The organism is Streptomyces sp. NPDC111507, from assembly GCF_055638955.1.
On record NZ_JBVKBU010000005.1, the window covers coordinates 532,590 to 551,596 of the forward strand.

Sequence of the window (19,007 nt, forward strand, 5' to 3'; positions counted from 1 at the left end):
ACCCGTCCGTGCCGGGCCGGAATGCGCCGGCCGGGACCGTCGTGTCCCATGAAGTCAGGATCTTCCCACCGGTGGAACCCCGTCCCCGGCCATTCCCTCTAGCAGGGCGACGAGGAGGTCGGTATGGAAGACGGCCCCCAGACGGTGAGCGGCAGACCCACGCGGCAGTTCGTGCCCGCGTCGCCTGCCGCCTCGCCCGAGGTGTGGCAATGGCGGGGCGAACTGAAGCGGGCGCTGCCGGCACTGTGGCTGTTCGCCGCCGCGCGGCTGACGGGCGTGGCCATGGTGACCGCCTGGTCACTGCACCTGGGCCGGCACCCGCGCAACGTGCTCGGTCTGGAATGGGACGGCGGCTGGTACTGGCACATCGCCCGGTACGGCTACGGCACGATCGTCGTCGCCAAATCCGGCCACGGGGTCATCTACAACGACCTGGCGTTCTTCCCGCTCTTCCCCGGACTGATCCACGGCCTGAACACGGTCCTGCCGATCGGTCCGGTCAACGCCGCGCTCGTCATCTCCTGGTTCGCCGCCGCCGTGGCCGCCTGGGGCCTGTACGCGGTCGGTGAGCTGCTGCACGGACGGCGGGTCGGCCTGGCGCTCGCGGCACTGTGGGCGCTGCTGCCGCACGCCGTGGTGCTGACCATGGCGTACACCGAGTCCCTCATGACGGCCTTCGCCGCCTGGGCGCTCTACGCGGCGCTGACCCACCGCTGGCTGATCGCCGGGACACTGGCCGCGCTGGCCGGGCTGTGCCGCCCCAACGGTTTCACCGTGGCCGCCGCCGTCGTCACGGCCGCCGCCGCCCACCTCTGGCAGCGCCGCCGCGACGGGAGACCCACCGTCCCGCGCGCCTGGGTGGCCCTCCTCCTGGCGCCCGTCGGGTGGCTCGGGTACGTCGCCTGGGTGGGGCTGCGCACACACGACCTGACCGGCTACTTCCGGGTGCAGAGTCTGTGGGGCTCACGGTTCGACTTCGGTCGCTACACCGCGCACATGTTCAAACACCTGATCGTCGGGCACGACACCCTGGTCGTCTATCTCTCCGCCGGAATCGTCCTCGGCTGCGTCCTGCTGTTCGTCCTCGGCGTCCTGGACCGACAGCCGCTGCCGCTTCTCGTGTACTCGGGGATTCTCCTCGTCATCGCCCTCGGCGACGCCCACTTCTTCACGAGCAGACCCCGACTGCTGCTGCCCGCCTTCCCCCTGCTGCTGCCGTTCGCCCTCTCCCTGGCCCGCGCCCAGCGGCGCACGGTCGTCGTCCTGCTCATCGGCCTGGCCGGTTTCTCCCTCTTCTACGGCACCTATCTGCTGACGATTTCGCACCAGGCCCTGTGACCGCCGGTGCGGCGAGGTCCGTATCATCCGAGGAGTCATGCCGAACCCACACGATCACGCGGGTCCACCGGGACGGCACTCCCGCCTCGCAGCGACGCGTTTCTCCGTCCTTGACCGCTCACGCACCCGCGAGGGGCACGACGCCGCCGAGGCGCTGCGGGACACCGTGCGTCTGGCCCAGGAGCTGGAAGGGCTCGGATACCACCGGATCTGGGTCTCGGAGCACCATGGTGTGCCCGGGGTCGCCGGGTCCGCGCCCACCGTGCTGGCCGCCGCGGTCGCCGCCGCCACCCGGACGATCCGGGTCGGTACCGGCGGGGTGATGCTGCCCAACCACCAGCCCCTGGTCGTGGCCGAGCAGTTCGGTGTGCTCGAGTCCCTGTTCCCCGGGCGGATCGACATGGGGCTCGGGCGTTCGGTCGGCTTCACGGACGGCGTGCGCAGGGCGCTGGGGCGGGACAAGGACGTCGCCGACGACTTCGCGGGGCAGCTCGACGAGCTGCTCGGCTGGTTCCACGGCCCGTCGCCGACGGGGGTGCACGCGCGCCCCTCGGAGGGGCTGACCGTGCCGCCCTTCGTGCTCGCCCTGAACGAGGGCGCCACGATCGCGGCGCGCGCGGGCCTGCCCCTGGTCATCGGGGACATCCGGAACCGGGAGAAGATGCGGCGCGGGATCGACCACTACCGCGCGACGTTCCGCCCCTCCGTGTGGGCGGCGGAGCCGTACGTCGTCGTCTCCGGCGCCGTCGCGGTCGCCGAGACCCCGGACGAGGCGATGCGGTTGCTCCTCCCCGAGGCGTGGTCGATGGCGTACGCCCGCACGCACGGCACCTTCCCGCCGCTGCCGCCCGCCGAGCGGGTCGAGGATCTCCCGATGAACGGCAAGGAGCGGCATTTCTACGAGTCGGCGCTCGCGGGGCAGATCTCGGGCACCGAGAAGCAGGTCGAGCACGAGCTGGAGATGCTGATCGAGGAGACCGGCGCGCAGGAGGTGCTGGTCACGACCAGTACGTACGACCGCGGGGCCCTGCTGGACTCCTTCCGGAGGCTCGCCCGGGTCGCGGGACTGACCGCGGCCTAGAATCGTGGGGTTTGCCCCGAGCCACCCCCCGCCAGGAGTCCCGTCGATGTCCGACCCGCACCGCCGCCACGACGCGTACGTCCGTGTGCGGGGCGCCCGCGAGCACAACCTCCAGGGTGTGGACGTCGACATCCCGCGCGACGTCCTCGTGGTCTTCACCGGGGTCTCGGGCTCGGGCAAGTCCTCGCTGGCGTTCGGCACGATCTACGCGGAGGCCCAGCGCCGCTATTTCGAGTCGGTGGCGCCGTACGCGCGACGGCTGATCCACCAGGTCGGGGCGCCGAAGGTCGGGGACATCACCGGGCTGCCGCCCGCGGTCTCGCTCCAGCAGCGCCGCTCGGCGCCCACCTCGCGCTCGTCCGTGGGCACGGTCACCAACCTCTCCAACTCCCTGCGGATGCTGTTCTCACGCGCGGGCGACTATCCGCAGGGCGCCGAACGCCTCGACTCGGACGCCTTCTCGCCGAACACCGCCGCCGGGGCCTGCCCGGAGTGCCACGGTCTCGGCCGGGTCCACCGTACGACCGAGGAGTCGCTGGTCCCGGACCCTTCGCTGTCGGTCCGCGCGGGCGCGATCGCCGCGTGGCCCGGCGCCTGGCAGGGCAAGAACCTGCGCGACGTCCTCGACGCACTGGGGTACGACGTGGACCGGCCGTGGCGCGAACTGCCGGCCGAGCAGCGGGAGTGGATCCTGTTCACGGACGAGCAGCCGGTCGTCACCGTGCATCCGGTACGGGACGCGGACCGGATCCAACGCCCCTACCAGGGCACGTACATGAGCGCCCGGCGCTATGTCATGAAGACGTTCTCCGATTCGAAGAGCCCGACGCTGCGGGCCAGAGTCGAGCGGTTCCTGACCAGCGCCCCGTGCCCGGTGTGCGGCGGCGGCCGGCTGCGTCCCGAGGCGCTGGCGGTGACCTTCGCGGGCCGCACGATCGCCGAACTGGCGGCGTTGCCGCTGTCCGAGCTGGCCAGGACCCTGGAGCCCCGGGGAGAGGCGGCCCGCGTCCTCACCGACGACCTGCGGGCACGGATCGCCCCCGTCGCCGAACTCGGCCTCGGTTACCTCAGCCTCGACCGGGCCACCCCGACCCTCTCCGCGGGCGAGCTGCAACGACTGCGGCTGGCCACGCAGTTGCGCTCCGGTCTGTTCGGTGTCGTGTACGTCCTCGACGAACCGTCCGCGGGTCTGCACCCGGCGGACACGGAGGCCCTGCTCACGGTCCTGGACCGGCTGAAGGCGGCGGGCAACTCGGTGTTCGTGGTCGAGCACCATCTGGATGTCGTACGGGGTGCCGACTGGCTCGTCGACGTCGGTCCGCGGGCGGGTGAGCACGGCGGGCGGGTGCTGCACAGCGGTCCGGTGGCGGAGCTGGCCGGGGTGGCGGAGTCGGCCACGGCCCGCTTCCTCTTCGACCGCTCCCTCGCGCCGGAACGTGAAGTCCGCTCCCCACAAGGGCAGTTGAAGGTCGGGCCGGTGAGTCGCCACAACCTGCGCGGAGTGAGCGCCGCGTTCCCGCTCGGTGTGCTGACCGCCGTCACGGGTGTCTCCGGCTCGGGCAAGTCCACCCTCATCGGCGAGGTGACCGAGGAGCTGGCGGGGGTGGGACGGCTCGTCTCCGTCGATCAGAAGCCCATCGGCCGTACCCCGCGCTCGAATCTCGCCACCTACACGGGCCTCTTCGATGTCGTGCGCAAGGTCTTCGCCAGGGCGGAGGAAGCGCGAAGGCGCGGCTACGGGGTGGGGCGCTTCTCCTTCAACGTCGCGGGCGGGCGCTGCGAGACCTGCCAGGGCGAGGGGTTCGTGAGCGTGGAGCTGCTGTTCCTGCCGAGCACCTACGCTCCCTGCCCGGACTGCGACGGGGCGCGCTACAACCCCGAGACGCTCGAGGTGACGTACCGCGGGCGGAACATCGCGCAGGTCCTGGACATGACGGTGCAGGCCGCGGCGGAGTTCTTCGCCGACACCGCGCCCGTCGCCCGTAGCCTCGCCACGCTCCTCGACGTGGGTCTGGGCTATCTGCGACTGGGCCAGCCCGCCACGGAGTTGTCCGGCGGCGAGGCCCAACGCATCAAGCTGGCGGGCGAGTTGCAGCGGGTCCGCCGGGGGCACACCCTCTACCTCCTCGACGAGCCGACGACCGGGCTGCACCCCGCCGATGTGGAGGTGCTGATGCGCCAGTTGCACGGCCTGGTCGACGCGGGACACACCGTCGTGGTCGTCGAGCACGACATGTCGGTGGTCGCGGGCGCGGACTGGGTGATCGACCTGGGTCCTGGCGGCGGGGACGCGGGCGGCCGGATCGTGGCCGCGGGCCCCCCGGCCGAGGTGGCGCGGACGGAGGGCAGCACGACGGCTCCTTACCTCACCCGGGCACTCGCTCGGGGCCGATAGCCCCTACCACCGGCCCCGTCCCTTCAGGTCGCCGCACCCTGATACGTCAGCGATGGGCGAGGGCCGACGCGCGTGCGCCCTGGGAATGCAACCCCCCTTGCGCCGCGCGGGCCAGCTCCCGGCGATCCGGGTGGCTGCCCGGGACGAGCGTGGGCCGTACCTCGACCTCCGCCACCAGCCCGCGTGCCGAGGCCACCCGCCACAGGGAGGCGAGCAGCGAGTCGTTCCCGACGAAGGCGGGCGCGGTGCTCGCCACTCCCCCGGCGAGCCGGTAGTGGATGTGCACCGGCTGGACCGGCACCCCCGCGTCGAGCGCGGCCTGGAAGACGGCCCGCCGGAAGTGTCCCTGCGCCCTGCCGCACCAGGTGCTGCCCTCCGGGAAGGCCACGACGGCCGCCCCGTCGCGCAGCAGCCCGGCGATCCGCGCCACCGTGTCCGGCAGCGCGCGCAGCCGGTCGCGTTCGATGAACAGGACGCCGCCGCGCGCGGCCAGCGGTCCCGCCACCGGCCACTGCCGGATCTCGGACTTGGCGAGCATCCTGGCCGGCCGGACGGCGGCGAGGAGCGGGATGTCCAGCCAGGAGATGTGGTTGGCGACGATCAGCAGCCCGCCGGTGGGGACGGCGGGGCCGGTGATCCGGACGCGGACACCCGCGGCCCGCACGATCGCACGGCACCAGCGCCGTACCGGCTCGGCGGGGATCCGCCCGCCGAGCGGCAACAGCACGACCCCGGTGGCGACCACGACCAGGACCGCCGCGAGCCGCAGCACGGCACGCGGTACGGCCGTGGCGGACCCCGTCGCCTCGACGCACGCCCTGGGGGTGCAGGGCGCGCTGGGCAGCCAGACGCTCATCAGGCCGGGACGAGCGAGAGGAAGTGCCGCAGATAGCGCGGGTTGACCCGGCGCATCGACAGCAGCACGAACAGGTCCGCGACCCCGAAGTCCGGGTCGTGCGCGGGTGCGGCGCAGACCCAGGCGCCGAGCCGCAGATAGCCGCGCAGGAGCGGGGGCAGTTCGGTGCGGACCTGGCGGGTGACACCCTCCGCGGTCCAGGGCAGCAGCGGTCGTACCCGGTACTCCTCGGGTGCCAGGTGCTTGGCCTGCACCCGGTCCCAGGTTCCGGCCGCGAGCTCGCCTCCGTCGGCGAGCGGGATCGAACAGCAGCCTGCGAGCCACTCGTGGCCGCCCTCGACCATGTAACGGGCTATCCCGGCCCAGATGAGGCCGATGACGGCGCCGTCGCGGTGGTCGGGGTGCACGCAGGAGCGCCCGACCTCGACGAGTCCCGGGCGGATCGCGTCGAGCGGGGTCACGTCGAACTCGCCCTCCGAGTAGAGCCGGCCGGCGATCGCGGCGCGCTCCGGGGGCAGCAGGCGGTAGGTGCCGACGACCTGGTCGGTCAGCGTGTCACGGACCAGTAGGTGATCGCAGTAGGCGTCGAAGGCGTCGATGTCGAGCCCCGGCTGCGGCGTGGTCAGCAGGGCGCCCATCTCCCCGGCGAAGACGTCGTGCCGCAGCCGCTGCGCGGCCCGGACGTCGGCCTCGGTACGGGCGAGGGAGACGGTGTAGCGGGTGGGGGCCAGGGGCTGCGGGGGGCTGTCGAGGGTGGAAACGCCGGTCATGGCACTCTCCTGGTCACGGGCCGGTTCGGCACAGCGGCGGCAGACCGGTTCGGTACGGCCCGCGCGCTCCTGTTCTTCCGATGCCGGTTGGCCTGCGCGTGACCTGTGCCAGGAGCCAGGATGTGGGGATGTTGAATGCCAGGCGATTCCCCCGAATGCGAGACGGGACCGGGAATGAGCACCACTCCCGGCCCCGCCCGTCCGCACCTTCCCGGCGAACGTCTACCTAACAATCGGGGTCGGCAACAGCGCCCCTCAAGGGGCGCGGGGAACTGCGCGCCCAGCCCCCACGACGCGCAGCCGAAACCCTGCCTTACCGCTTCCCCGCTTTACGCGCAGCCCGCAGCCACTCCTTGTTCATCCCGGTGATGGAAACCAACGGAATCCCCTTCGGGCAGGCGGTCGCGCACTCCCCGGCCAACGTGCACCCTCCGAACCCCTCCTCGTCCATCTGCGCCACCATGTCCAGCACCCGCGTCTCCCGCTCGGGCGCCCCCTGTGGCAAGACGTTCAGGTGGTTGATCTTGGCCGAGGTGAAGAGCATCGCGGCCCCGTTGGGGCAGGCGGCCACACACGCACCGCAGCCGATGCACTCGGCGTGCTCGAACGCGAAGTCGGCGTCCGGCTTCGGTACGGGCGCCGCGTGGGCCTCGGGCGCGGCGCCGGTGGGGGCGGTGATGTACCCGCCGGCCTGGATGATCCGGTCGAAGGCCGAGCGGTCCACCACGAGGTCCTTGACGACCGGGAAGGCGGAGGCACGCCAGGGTTCGACGTCGATGGTGTCGCCGTCCTGGAAGGACCTCATGTGCAGCTGGCAGGTGGTGGTGCGCTCGGGTCCGTGGGCGTCGCCGTTGATGACCAGGCTGCACGCGCCGCAGATGCCCTCGCGGCAGTCGTGGTCGAAGGCGACGGGGTCCTCGCCCTTGAGGATGAGTTCCTCGTTGAGGGTGTCGAGCATCTCCAGGAAGGACATGTCGGCCGAGATGTCGTCCACCTCGTACGTGGACATCGCTCCGTCGGCGTCGGCGTTCTTCTGGCGCCAGACGCGCAGGGTGAGCTTCATGCGTAGCTCCGCTGGGTGGGGTGGACGTACTCGAAGACCAGGTCTTCCTTGTGCAGGACGGGCGCGGTGCCGGTGTCGGTGAACTCCCAGGCGGCCGCGTACGAGAACTCCTCGTCCTTGCGGGCGGCCTCGCCGTCCGGGGTCTGGGACTCCTCGCGGAAGTGGCCGCCGCAGGACTCGGACCGGTGCAGCGCGTCGAGGCACATCAGCTCGGCGAGCTCGATGTAGTCGACGACGCGGTTGGCCTTTTCCAGGGACTGATTGAACTCCTCGCCGGTGCCGGGGACCTTGATGCGCCGCCAGAACTCCTCGCGGATCTGCGGGATGCGCTCCAGGGCCTTGCGCAGACCCGTTTCGGTGCGGGCCATGCCGCAGAACTCCCACATGAGTTCGCCGAGTTCGCGGTGGAAGGAGTCGGGGGTGCGGTCGCCGTCGACGGCGAGGAGCAGCCGCAGCCGGTCCTCGGTCTCGGCCAGCACCTCCTGCACGGCGGGGTGTTCGTCCGTCACCTCAGCGTGGTGCGGGTTGCGGGCGAGATAGTCGTTGATGGTCGACGGCAGCACGAAGTAGCCGTCGGCGAGGCCCTGCATCAGGGCCGAGGCGCCGAGGCGGTTGGCGCCGTGGTCGGAGAAGTTGGCCTCGCCGATCGCGAACAGGCCCGGGATCGTGGTCTGGAGGTCGTAGTCGACCCACAGTCCGCCCATCGTGTAGTGCACGGCCGGGTAGATCCGCATCGGCACGGTGTACGGGTCCTCGGCGGTGATCCGGGCGTACATGTCGAAGAGGTTGCCGTACTTCTCCTCGACCTTCGCCCTGCCCATCCGCCCGATCGCGTCGGCGAAGTCCAGGTAGACGCCCTGTCCGCCCGGACCGACGCCGCGGCCCTCGTCGCAGACGTTCTTCGCGGCGCGGGAGGCGATGTCGCGCGGGACCAGGTTGCCGAAGGAGGGGTAGATCCGCTCCAGGTAGTAGTCGCGCTCGTCCTCGGGGATCTCGTTCGGCGGGCGGGTGTCGCCCTGGGCCTTGGGGACCCAGATACGGCCGTCGTTGCGCAGTGACTCGCTCATCAGGGTGAGCTTGGCCTGGTGGTCGCCGGTGCGCGGGATGCAGGTGGGGTGGATCTGGGTGAAGCAGGGGTTCGCGAAGTAGGCGCCGCGCCGGTGCGCCCGCCAGACCGCGGTGGCGTTGGAGTTCATGGCGTTCGTCGACAGGTAGAAGACGTTGCCGTAGCCACCGCTGGCCAGGACGACGGCGTCCGCGTAGTACGTGTCGATCCGGCCGGTGACGAGATCCCGCGCCACGATGCCGCGCGCCCGTCCGTCGACCACGATCAGGTCGAGCATCTCGGTGCGCGGATGCATCTCGATGTTGCCGGCCGCGATCTGCCGCGACAGGGCCTGGTAGGCGCCGAGCAGGAGCTGCTGGCCGGTCTGGCCACGGGCGTAGAAGGTGCGGGACACCTGGACACCGCCGAAGGAACGGGTGTCGAGCAGACCCCCGTACTCCCGCGCGAAGGGCACGCCCTGAGCGACGCACTGGTCGATGATCTCGACCGAGATCTGCGCGAGACGGTGGACGTTGGACTCGCGGGCCCGGAAGTCTCCGCCCTTGACGGTGTCGTAGAACAACCGGTGGACGGAGTCGCCGTCGTTGCGGTAGTTCTTCGCCGCGTTGATGCCGCCCTGGGCCGCGATCGAGTGGGCGCGGCGGGGCGAGTCCTGGTAGCAGAACTGGACGACGTGGTAGCCCTGCTCGGCGAGCGTGGCGCCCGCCGAGCCGCCCGCGAGGCCGGTACCGACCACGATCACCGTGTGCTTGCGCCGGTTGGCGGGGTTGACGAGCTTGGCCTCGAAGCGACGGGTGTCCCAGCGCTCGTTGACCGGGCCCTCGGGGGCCTTGCTGTCGACGACGGGCGCACCGGTCGAGTACGCGGCGTATTCAGAGGCTGCGGTCATGTCAGCTCACCAATCCGGTCATGACACCGACGGGTACGGAGATGAAGCCCACCGTCAGCACCAGCGCGAGGACGTCGGCGATGGTCTTGAGGGCGCGGTCGCGCCTGCGGTTGCCGGCGCCCAGGGTCTGTGCGGCACTCCAGAAGCCGTGCCGGATGTGCAGGCCGAGCGCGAGCATCGCGACGATGTAGATCACGTCGCCGTACCAGGTCGAGAAGGTGTCGATCACGTTCTGGTACGGGTGTCCGGGCTGGAAGCCGCCGGGGTGCGCGGTGCCGGTCGTCAGGTCGAGGATGTGCCAGACGATGAACAGGCCGAGGATGATCCCGCCCCAGCGCATCGTGCGGGTCGCGTAGCTGGACCTGGGCTTCTTGTGGACGTACTTGTTCGGGCGCGCCCTGATGTCGCGGCGGCTGAGCTGGTACGCGGCGGTGGCGTGGGCGACGACGGCGACGACCAGGACCACGCGGATGATCCACAGGGCCCACTCGTAGTGCAGGAAGGGCTCACCGAGGGTGCGCAGCCAGTGGGCGTAGTGATTGAAGTCGCCCGCACCGAAGAAGATCTTCAGGTTGCCGAACATGTGTACGACCAGGTACATCAGCATGATCAGGCCGCTGACCGCCATCACGGTCTTCTTCCCGACGGAGCTGTCCCACACGGTGCGCGTCATCGACGGTCGTCGGTCCGTCCGCGTTGCCAGAGCCATGTCTCAGAAGCTAGGGCCACGGGTGCCGATCGGTCCAAGACATGGTCCGGCTCGTTTCGATAGCTGGATCCTATGATGGAGGGATGCAGTTCCAGCAGCTCCAGTACTTCGTGGCGGTCGCCGAGACCCGGCACTTCACCCGGGCCGCCGATCTGGTCCATGTCGCCCAGCCGTCCCTTTCCCAGCAGATCAAGGCGCTGGAACGGGAGTTGGGGGCGGACCTCTTCCTCCGCGCGCGGGGCAACATCACGCTGACGGACGCGGGCGAGGCGCTGCTGCCACTGGCCCGGCGCATCCTCGCCGACGCGGACACGGCCCGGCACGAGGTTCAGGAACTGGCCCAGCTGCGCAGCGGCCGGGTCCGCCTGGGCGCGACGCCGAGCGTGTGCACCGGCCTGCTTCCGGACGTCCTGCGCGCCTTCCACGACCGCTATCCAGGTATCCGGCTGCTGATCGAGGAGGGCGGCTCCCACGATCTCGTGCGGGAACTCGCGCGCGGCGCGTTGGATCTCGCCCTGGTCGTCCTCCCGCTGCCCACCCCCTCCCCGGCACTGACGACGGTGGAGCTGCTGCGTGAGGACCTGGTCGTGGTGTCCTCACCGGATGCGCCCGCGCCGGGGACCGGTCGCACCGTGCGCATCCCCGACCTGGAGGGCGAACGCCTCGTGATGTTCCGGCACGGCTACGACCTGCGGGAACTGACCGTCGCCGCCTGCCGTGCCGAGGGCTTCGAGCCGGACTTCGCCGTCGAGGGCGGCGAGATGGACGCGGTGCTGGGTTTCGTCAGGGCGGGGCTCGGCGTGGCCGTCGTCCCGCGCATGGTCGCGACGCGCTCGGGACGTGGCCTGCGGGTGACACCGCTCGCACGCCCCGGACTCCACCGCGTCATCGCCCTGGCCCACCGCAGCGATGTGGCTCCGCCGCGCGCGGCCCGCGAGCTCCAGCGGATGCTGCTGGAACGCTGACCGGCGCAGGGGGCTCAGGAGGCCGGCCGGTACGTCACCAGGTCGGGATGAAGCCGCCGTCGATGACGAAGTCGCTGCCGGTGATGTTGCGGGACTGGTCGCCGGCGAGGAAGAGGACCAGGTCGGCGACCTCGGACGGCTGGGAGAAGCGGCCGGTGACCGTGGCACTGGACGCCTGGGCGACCACGTCGTCCGGGGTGATCCCGGCGGCTGCCGAGACCGTGGCCGCCACCCCGTCGCCGCCGAGCCACAGCTCGGTCTCCACCGGGCCCGGGCTGACGGTGTTGACCCGGATGCCCTGGGGGCCGACCTCCTTGGACAGCGCCTTGGAGAACGCGACCAGCGCGGCCTTGCCCGCGCTGTAGTCGATCACCATCGGGTCGGGCAGGGTGGCGTTGACCGAGGCGACCGTCACGACCGAGCCCTGCCCTGCGGACAGCATCAGGGGCAGGGCGGCGCGGGTGACCCTTACGGCCGTGAGGAGGTTCAGATCGACCGTGCGCTGCCAGTCCTCGTCGGTCACCGACAGGAATCCGCCCATGCGGGCGGGGGCCGCGCCGACGTTGTTGACCAGGATGTCCAGCCGGCCGTCCGCCGCCGCCACGAGACGCTCGGCGGCACCGGGTTCGGCCAGGTCGACCGGTACCCAGGACACACCGCCCTGCTTGACCAGCGCGTCGAGACCCGCCGTCGTGGTGCGCGACCCCGCGATCACCGTCGCCCCCGCCCCGGCCAGCGCCTCGGCGACGGCCAGTCCGATGCCCTTGCTCGCGCCGGTGACGACGGCGGTTTTTCCCTGGAGTTGCCTGCCCATCCTTCTCAGCTCCTTCGATTGCTCCGCTACGGCGACATCCAGGGCCCTCACGGAGGGCGTCGTCCGACGGTCGGCGTGGAGGCCGAGACGCAGCTGACGTTCGCGGGCCTGCGCCGGCCGCTGCGCCGGTCACGGGTGCGCGGACAGCGGCACGGCCTCCGTTCCAGGAGACCACGCCGCGCCCGAAGCCTCAGCCTGTGGCGTCCACCAGGGCCAGTTCGTGCAGCCGCTCCGGTGGGCCCGGGCGGGCGTAGTACCAGCCCTGGGCCGTGTCGCAGCCCAGTATCCGCAACTGCTCGGCCTGTGCGCCCGTTTCGACGCCCTCCACGGTGACCGCGAGGTCGAGGCTGTGGGCGAGCGAAACGATGCCCTCGACGATCTTGAGGTCGACGGGGTCCGCCGGGAACTGCTGCATGCCCTGGGTGAAGGAGCGGTCCAGCTTGAGGATGCTCACGGGCAGGCGGCGGAGATTGGCGAGGTTGGAGTAGCCGGTGCCGAAGTCGTCGAGGGCGATGTCGACGCCCATCTCGGCCAGGCGGCGCAGCGGCTTCAGCAGATCGTCGTCGGCGCCGATCAGTGCGGACTCGGTGACCTCCAGACACAGCGCCTCGGCGTCGAGGCCTTCACGCTCCAGGATGTCGACCGTGTCCTGGACCAGGCCCGGGTGGGTCAGCTGGCAGGGCGACAGGTTGACGTTGATCCGCAGCGGGCCCGAGTCGGCGTGTCGTTCCTGCCACTGGCGGGCCTGGCGGACCGACTGCTCCAGGACCCACCGGCCCAGCGGCACGATCAGCCCCGTGTGCTCGGCGAGCGGGATGAACCGGTCGGGGCCGAGGACGCCGTGCTGCGGGTGCAGCCAGCGCACCAGCGCCTCCGCGCCGTGCACGCTGCCGTCGCCGAGGTGCACGAGCGGCTGGTACTCGATGAAGAACTCGCCCCGGTCCAGGGCCGCGGGCAGCGCCGTGGTGAGCCCGTGCCGGGTGATGGCGCGGGCGTCGGCCTCGGGATCGGCGAGCTCGAAGCGGTTGCCGCCCGCGGACTTGGCGCGGTACATCGTGATGTCGGCGCTGCGCAGCACCTCCGCCGGGCCGCGCTCACCCGCCGGGCCCTCGACGATGCCGATGCTGCCGCGGACCGTCAGTTCCCGGCCGTCGATGCGGACCGGGGTGACGAGAGCGTTCATGATGCGGTCGGCGAGCGCGTCCACCTCGCGCTCGGTGTCGGGCCCGGTGGTGAGGGCCACGAACTCGTCGCCGCCGAGCCGGGCGACCATCTCGCCGGGTGCGGTCGCGCAGGACTGCAACCGGTCGGCGACCTCGACGAGCAGCCGGTCGCCCGCCGCGTGCCCGAGGCTGTCGTTGATGGTCTTGAAGCCGTCGAGGTCGAGGTAGCACAGGCCGAAGCGCTGCTCGTTGCCCGCGGACACCGCCTTCTCCAGGCGTTCGAAGAAGAGGGTCCGGTTGGGCAGACCGGTGAGCGCGTCGTGGGTGGCCTCGTAGCGCAGCCGCAGATTGAGCAGCCGCCGCTCGGTGGTGTCCTCCATCAGCGCGAGCTGGTACTGCGGCCGGCCGTCCGCGTCGCGCAGCAGGGACACCGTCAGGTTGGTCCACAGGGCGGTGCCGTCGGGCCGGTAGAAGGCTTTTTCGACGTGGTAGTGCTCACGCTCGCCGCGTACCAACTCCTCGTACAGCCGCCAGACTTGGGGCGCGTCCTCGGGATGCGTCCACTCGGAGACCTTACGGCCGCGCACACCTTGCTCGGAACCGCCGAACATACGCAGCAGGGCTCCATTGACCTGCAGTATGTTGCCTTCGAGGTCGGCGATGCCGATTCCTATGGCCGCGCCCTCGAAGACCGCGCGGAACCGGGCCTCGCTCGCGTGCAGCGCCTCGGCCACCGTGCTGCGCGCGTTCAACGCCGCCTGGGAGATGGCCTCCTGCTCGGCGAGCGTCCGCTCCCGCAGTGCCCCCGCGAAGCCCGCCGCCATGGCGTGCTGCAGACGCGCCGAGCGGGTCCGCAGGGCCTCCTGGGGGCCGTCCTCGCCGCAGTAGAGCACCAGATAGGCGTCGACGCAGTCGAGGCTGCGGCTGAGCGCCTCGGGGTCGGTGCAGTGCGCGGCGACCAGTGCGGCGCCGACCGCCTGGCCCGCGGCCGCGTCGAAGGTCCTCGCCTTCAGCGCGTCACTCAACAGCCTGGCGAGCGGTACGAGTTGCTGCTCGAGCTCCGGCCGGGTCAGCGACGTGGAGGTGACCGGAAAGACCGCCCGGCTCCAGATCGTCGCGAACCTGCGCAGTCTGTCCTCCGGCCCGTCCGGTTCGCCGCTCACGCCGTGCGCCCCACGCCTGCGAACCCCGAGAAGGAATAAGGATCCTCGTCCTCGGGTGCCGTGTCGGGCCGCCAGCTCGGCATCGGCACCAGACCGGGTTCCACCATGTCGTACCCCTCGAAGAACCGCGCGATCTCCTCGCGCGAGCGCATGATCAGCGGGTTGCGGATGTCCTTGTACACGTCGACCGCGCCCTCGGCCCGCTCCGGCGGGAGCGGGATTCCCTCGTACGACGCATGCGTGAGCACGAGCAGGCTGCCCGGCGCCAGCGCGTCGCGCAGCTCGGCCACCGCACCGTACGGGTCGTCCGCGTCCTCCACGAAGTGCAGTATGGCAACGAGGAGGAGGGCCACCGGACGGTTCAGGTCGATCAACCGCTGCACCTGGGGAGTCGCCAGGATCTCCTGGGGCTTGAGCAGATCGGCCGCGACCACGTCCGCGTCCTCGTTGTCCCGCAGGACGGCCTGGCTGTGCGCGACGGCCACCGGGTCGTGGTCCACGTACACGACGTGCGCGCCGGGCCTGGCCGTCTGGGCGATCTCGTGGACGTTGCCGAAGGTCGGGATGCCGGAGCCGATGTCGAGGAACTGGTCGATGCCCTCGTCGGCCGCGAAACGCACGGCACGGCGCATGAACGCCCTGTTCGCCTGCATGACCTTGGGCAGTCCCGGCATGAACTCCATCGCCTTGCGCGCGGCTTCCCGGTCGACCTCGAAGTTGTGCGAACCGCCCAGGTAGTAGTCATAGATACGGGACACGCTCGGCACCGAGATGTCAATGCTGCGGGGGGCCCAGGCGGGACGCTCCATCTATCTCTCCAAGGCGTAGTCGACGACGTAGGCGATCCAGTGTTCGAGCTGAGGCTACTGATCGTCCGCCAAAGGAGCGAGTCAAAACGGAAATTGACCGTCCGTTCACCGTCACTGCCTCGGGCATGTGCCGAATTGGCGGCCGGTGCAGGTCAGTCGAACACGCCGTTCCCTGTCACCGCGAAATCGATGCGAAGCATTCCAAAAAGTTCGCGGGAGTTACGAAGCGTCGCGACGGTATCCGGGGGTCGGGTATCCCCGGTGTGGAAAACTCCCGGGCGTTCGTTCGGCAAGTGAACCGCGCGCCTCACGTCGTCCGATCCGCGCGCCCCGCGCGGTCCGGGTACGCCAAGAGGTCCGCCCCCTCCGTGCGGTGCGGAGGGGGCGGACCCGGGTCGTACGCGTTGTTCCGGGCGAGATCGATCAACCCTGGGGAGGTGATCCTCTACTTCGGCGCGCCGACCGGCTTTCCGTCGGGGGCGACGGCGTACCAAGTACCGCCCACGCCCTGACCGTTGGTGTCTCCGGCCGCCTTGTCACCGGAGAAGGTGTAGATGGGCCAGCAGTTGACGGTCATCTGCTTGGCGCCGTCCGGGCGGGTGAAGCCCATCAGGCCCTTCTTCTGCACGCCCTTGGTGTCACTGGCGGAGACCGGGGCCACGACGGGCCACTTCTCCAGGCAGGCACCGGTGCAGGCGGACTTCGGGACGGGCCAGGCCTGGTCCTTCAGGAAGCGGTAGACCGTCCGGCCGTTCTTGTCGACGATGATCTCGCCGAGCTTGGGGTCGTTGCGGGTCGACAGGCCCGGCAGGGAGGCCAGGGTCGCCTTCTTGCCATCGGGGGCGGAGGCGTACCAAGTGCCGCCGACGCCCTGGCCGTTGGTGTCACCGGCCTTGGTGTCCTTGGCGTACCGGTACATCGGCCAGCCGCCGATCGTCAGCTGCTTGGTGCCGTCCGAGCGGGTGACCTCGCCGAGCAGGGCCTTGTCCACACCGGTGGCGGCCACGGCGCCGTCGGCGGGAACGGGCGGCCAAGCGGTCGCGCAGTCGCCGTCACAGTTCGACTTCGGCGGCTCGGCGGTGTCCTTCTCGAAGCGGTACAGGGTGAATCCGGCGCTGTCGGTCAGCACCTTGCCGAGCGTCGTGCTTTCCGCGACGGCCAGCTGACCTGCGGATTCCGCCTTGGGGGCGGCACTCTGCTGGTCGGCGCCGTAGCCGTTGGGCGAAGTGGTGCTGCTACTGGTGGCCTGACCGTAACCGTTGGCAGCCGCGGCGGCGCCCACGTTCTGGCTCCCCGTCGACTGGGTGCCCGATTCCTGACCGCACGCCGTCGTGAGCGCCAGCACGGCCGCAGCTGTCGCTACGAGTGAGGCGCTCCGCCAGGAGGTCTTCATTGGGTAACTCCCACTGTTCGCGTTAAGGGTTGCAGCGCCCTGCTGCGCCGCGCATGGCCCTAGGTACGGGCGGGAGTGGCGGATGTGTTCAACGGCCGCACAAAAAACTTTCGGAACGCTGTGACACACCCCACGCCACCATGCTTCTCGGGCATCTGTTCCCACCCCGGTGGCCGTGTCCCGAGGGGGCGTCAAACCGGTCCGAGCCGGACGTCCTTCGTTCGGGGGCAATACCCGTCGGCTCCGGCGTGCGCAGGCGCGATACGCCTCATGATCTCCGTCGTGCATGGACCACAGCGGACCCGGTCCGCCCTCGTCATACGGGTGTTGGCGCTGCTGACGCTGACCTGGATCATCGGCGGCGCGCCGGCCTCGGCGGCGGTCGCCGACTCCTGCGCGTACGCCTCCATCGGCCCGGACGGCACGGACGCGGTGGCGGTGGCCGGCGGCGACCTCTGCACCATCAGCCCGCCGCCCCCGTCACCCACGCCCCCACCCACTCCGAAACCGCCGCCCCCACCACCCCCGGCGCCTCCGCCCAGGCCCAGGCCGAAGCCCCCGCCGCCGGCTCCCCCGCCACCGCCTCCACCCGCCTCGCCGACCCCGCGGCCCCCCGCCGTGGCGCCACCGCCGAGGCCGGCACCTCCGCCGGCGCCGAAGCCCACACCGACGCCCTCGCCCACGCACAAGGCGCGGCCCAAACCGTCGGCCACCCCGGTGAGTTATCCGGCCTACCGCGCCCCGACGCGCAAGCACTCGCCCCGCAGCGGACCGTCCCTGGTCTCGCTCACCCTGCTCGTCACCGTGCCCGCGTTGCTCGCCGTCGCGGCGCTGCGTCCGCGCTGACCCCTGGAGGCATCCTTGTCGGAATGGCTTGTTCTCGTCCTCGCGATGGCGGCGGCGTGTGTCGTCGTCCTCGTCGTGTCCCTCGTACGCACCCGCCGGGCCCCCGACGACGAGGATCCGTCCGAGACCCCGGACGTGATCGAATACATGACCATGATGATCGGCGTGGTCTACGCCATCGTCCTGGGACTGGCCATCGCCGGAGTCTGGGAGGCCCGCAGCGCCGCCCAGGACCATGTGCAGGCGGAGGCCCAGGCCCTGCACGAGATCTCGGAGCGGGTCCGCGTCTATCCGCCGGACGTGCGCGACCGTATCCGCGGCGACGTCGACGCGTACGTCGGATACGTCGTCAAAACCGAGTGGAAGACCATGGCCGACCACGGCCGTGTCACCGCCAAGGGCGGCCGGCTCTTCGAGGTGGTCCGCCAGGACGTCAGCGGCTACCAGCCGAGGTCGGACTTCGAGGCCCAGACCTACCAGCCGCTGGTCGACCAGGTGACCGCGGCCGACGCTGCACGCAACGCCCGCGCCGACTCGACGGACGCGACCATGCCGGGCGTGGTGTGGTTCGGGCTGATCACCGGAGCCGTGGTCACCATCGGGATGGTGTTCGCGCTCCAGATCCGGCGCACCAAGAGGGAACTGATCCTCGCCGGGCTCTTCTCCGCCCTGATCGCGTTCCTGCTTTTCCTGATCTGGGACTTCGACGCGCCCTACAGCCGGGGGATCGCAGCCTCGGCGGAACCCTTCACGGCACTGTTCCCGCACCTTCCGAAGTGACCGGTCTCCTTTAGCGGCCGGAGGGTCGGGGGACGGACGCCACACCGGGTCCGTCCCCCGATCGCGCACCCACATTCCCCCGTACGGCCCACCCGGTTACCCCATTCGCGCTACTGCGATCGCGCCCACGTGCACGCCTTCCTAGCGTTTCGAACATCGAGGCGCGTTTAAGACGCAGGCGGAAGGTCCGCAGCAAGGCTCCTCGGGGACCCGGAGGCTCACCATGCACCCGATACGCGTCGCTTCGGCCGCACTGCTGGGCGTGATCGCGCTCACCCTTTCCGCAACCGCCGCTCTCGCCGGAAACGGCGACGGAAACAGTGACGGCGGCCGTGCCAGTGGCCGTGACAGTGGCCGGGGCAACAGCAACATCACCTCGTTCGGCTTCGACGTGCAGCCGCAGAGCATCGCGGCGGGCGGCCGGCTCCGGCTGACCGCGGAGAGCTGCGACTCCGTCGCCAGGGTCTCCTCGGAAGTCTTCGACACGGTCACGATCCCCAAGGGCCAGTCGTCGGCGACGGCCCTGATCGACGGGGACGCCAGAGCGGGCTCGGTGCACCAGGTGACGTTCCAGTGCGGCAACGAGAGCGGCCACACCGAGCTCACCATCGCCCCCGCCCGCTCCGGCACCGACTACTCCGACCCGACCCAGGTCCAGGTCCCGGCCTCCGTGCTACGAGGTGTCAAGGCCGGTGTCGGCGGGAGCTCCGGCGGTGGCTTCGACCTCAAGGAGATCGGACTGGGAACCGCGCTCGTCGCCGGCTGTGTCGGCACGGCGTGGTCCATGACGCGCCGCGTCACCGACGAGGAGTCGTGACCGCTCGCCGCTCGGGGCCCTCCTCGCCCCGGATCTCGGCGAGAAGGTCCGGGGCGAAGGCCTGTCAGACACGCGGTACGCGGGGCACCG

Annotated in this window: 16 protein-coding genes; 7 read left to right on the forward strand and 9 right to left on the reverse strand. The window is 70.9% G+C overall.

Translation table 11 applies throughout. The features are described from left to right. Positions 1-123 precede the first annotated feature (123 nt). Genes ACZ7M2_RS23670 through ACZ7M2_RS23680 form a run of 3 tightly spaced genes read left to right on the forward strand, consistent with a single transcriptional unit; the run spans position 124 to position 4,814 of the window. Positions 124-1,338 (forward strand): glycosyltransferase family 39 protein, encoded by a 1,215-nt coding sequence (locus tag ACZ7M2_RS23670; RefSeq protein ID WP_471596925.1) that lies wholly within the window; start codon positions 124-126, stop codon positions 1,336-1,338. Between the two features lie 37 nt (positions 1,339-1,375). Next, the gene (locus ACZ7M2_RS23675) at positions 1,376-2,419 is read left to right on the forward strand and encodes an LLM class flavin-dependent oxidoreductase (RefSeq protein ID WP_471596926.1); all 1,044 of its coding nucleotides are present in this window, start codon (positions 1,376-1,378) and stop codon (positions 2,417-2,419) included. 46 nt (positions 2,420-2,465) lie between these two features. Then, positions 2,466-4,814, forward strand: a complete 2,349-nt coding sequence (locus ACZ7M2_RS23680) for an ATP-binding cassette domain-containing protein (RefSeq protein ID WP_471596927.1) — start codon at positions 2,466-2,468, stop codon at positions 4,812-4,814. Positions 4,815-4,860: 46 nt separating this feature from the next. On the opposite strand, the gene ACZ7M2_RS23685 is transcribed toward ACZ7M2_RS23680, so the two are convergent. The 5 genes from ACZ7M2_RS23685 to ACZ7M2_RS23705 all read right to left on the reverse strand — a co-directional run bounded on the left by ACZ7M2_RS23685 (position 4,861) and on the right by ACZ7M2_RS23705 (position 10,131). Beyond that, complete coding sequence (locus ACZ7M2_RS23685) at positions 4,861-5,670, reverse strand: lysophospholipid acyltransferase family protein (RefSeq protein ID WP_403698275.1); 810 nt, start codon at positions 5,668-5,670, stop codon at positions 4,861-4,863. After that, on the reverse strand, positions 5,670-6,440 hold the full coding sequence (locus ACZ7M2_RS23690) for a GNAT family N-acetyltransferase (protein WP_471596928.1): 771 nt from the start codon (positions 6,438-6,440) through the stop codon (positions 5,670-5,672). Before ACZ7M2_RS23690 ends, ACZ7M2_RS23685 begins: the two co-directional genes overlap by 1 nt. 313 nt (positions 6,441-6,753) lie before the next feature. After that, positions 6,754-7,503 carry a succinate dehydrogenase/fumarate reductase iron-sulfur subunit gene (locus tag ACZ7M2_RS23695; RefSeq protein WP_352049883.1) on the reverse strand — a complete coding sequence of 250 codons (750 nt, stop codon included), beginning with the start codon at positions 7,501-7,503 and terminating at the stop codon, positions 6,754-6,756. Continuing rightward, the gene (locus ACZ7M2_RS23700) at positions 7,500-9,458 is read right to left on the reverse strand and encodes a fumarate reductase/succinate dehydrogenase flavoprotein subunit (RefSeq protein ID WP_471596929.1); all 1,959 of its coding nucleotides are present in this window, start codon (positions 9,456-9,458) and stop codon (positions 7,500-7,502) included. The genes ACZ7M2_RS23695 and ACZ7M2_RS23700 overlap by 4 nt, the downstream gene beginning before the upstream one ends. 1 nt (position 9,459) lies before the next feature. After that, positions 9,460-10,131: a succinate dehydrogenase gene (locus ACZ7M2_RS23705; RefSeq protein ID WP_471597023.1), complete on the reverse strand. Its 672-nt coding sequence runs from the start codon at positions 10,129-10,131 to the stop codon at positions 9,460-9,462. A 119-nt stretch (positions 10,132-10,250) separates the two neighbouring features. Between ACZ7M2_RS23705 and ACZ7M2_RS23710 the strand changes: the two genes are divergently transcribed. Next, the gene (locus ACZ7M2_RS23710) at positions 10,251-11,132 is read left to right on the forward strand and encodes a LysR family transcriptional regulator (RefSeq protein WP_054227929.1); all 882 of its coding nucleotides are present in this window, start codon (positions 10,251-10,253) and stop codon (positions 11,130-11,132) included. Positions 11,133-11,166: 34 nt separating this feature from the next. Here ACZ7M2_RS23710 and ACZ7M2_RS23715 read toward each other — a convergent pair whose 3' ends face one another. The 4 genes from ACZ7M2_RS23715 to ACZ7M2_RS23730 form a co-directional block, all read right to left on the reverse strand. Beyond that, positions 11,167-11,946: an SDR family NAD(P)-dependent oxidoreductase gene (locus ACZ7M2_RS23715; protein ID WP_471596930.1), complete on the reverse strand. Its 780-nt coding sequence runs from the start codon at positions 11,944-11,946 to the stop codon at positions 11,167-11,169. Between the two features lie 190 nt (positions 11,947-12,136). Further along, complete coding sequence (locus ACZ7M2_RS23720) at positions 12,137-14,272, reverse strand: putative bifunctional diguanylate cyclase/phosphodiesterase (protein ID WP_471596931.1); 2,136 nt, start codon at positions 14,270-14,272, stop codon at positions 12,137-12,139. Then, positions 14,269-15,081 carry an SAM-dependent methyltransferase gene (locus tag ACZ7M2_RS23725; RefSeq protein ID WP_470059869.1) on the reverse strand — a complete coding sequence of 271 codons (813 nt, stop codon included), beginning with the start codon at positions 15,079-15,081 and terminating at the stop codon, positions 14,269-14,271. The genes ACZ7M2_RS23720 and ACZ7M2_RS23725 overlap by 4 nt, the downstream gene beginning before the upstream one ends. A gap of 445 nt (positions 15,082-15,526) precedes the next feature. After that, the gene (locus ACZ7M2_RS23730; RefSeq protein ID WP_060897635.1) at positions 15,527-16,474 is read right to left on the reverse strand and encodes an SCO0930 family lipoprotein; all 948 of its coding nucleotides are present in this window, start codon (positions 16,472-16,474) and stop codon (positions 15,527-15,529) included. Positions 16,475-16,756: 282 nt separating this feature from the next. Between ACZ7M2_RS23730 and ACZ7M2_RS23735 the strand changes: the two genes are divergently transcribed. The 3 genes from ACZ7M2_RS23735 to ACZ7M2_RS23745 all read left to right on the forward strand — a co-directional run bounded on the left by ACZ7M2_RS23735 (position 16,757) and on the right by ACZ7M2_RS23745 (position 18,917). Then, positions 16,757-17,320 (forward strand): hypothetical protein, encoded by a 564-nt coding sequence (locus tag ACZ7M2_RS23735; RefSeq protein WP_471596932.1) that lies wholly within the window; start codon positions 16,757-16,759, stop codon positions 17,318-17,320. A gap of 15 nt (positions 17,321-17,335) precedes the next feature. Beyond that, complete coding sequence (locus ACZ7M2_RS23740; RefSeq protein WP_471596933.1) at positions 17,336-18,100, forward strand: bestrophin-like domain; 765 nt, start codon at positions 17,336-17,338, stop codon at positions 18,098-18,100. Positions 18,101-18,323: 223 nt separating this feature from the next. Then, on the forward strand, positions 18,324-18,917 hold the full coding sequence (locus ACZ7M2_RS23745; RefSeq protein ID WP_471596934.1) for a hypothetical protein: 594 nt from the start codon (positions 18,324-18,326) through the stop codon (positions 18,915-18,917). Positions 18,918-19,007 lie beyond the last annotated feature (90 nt).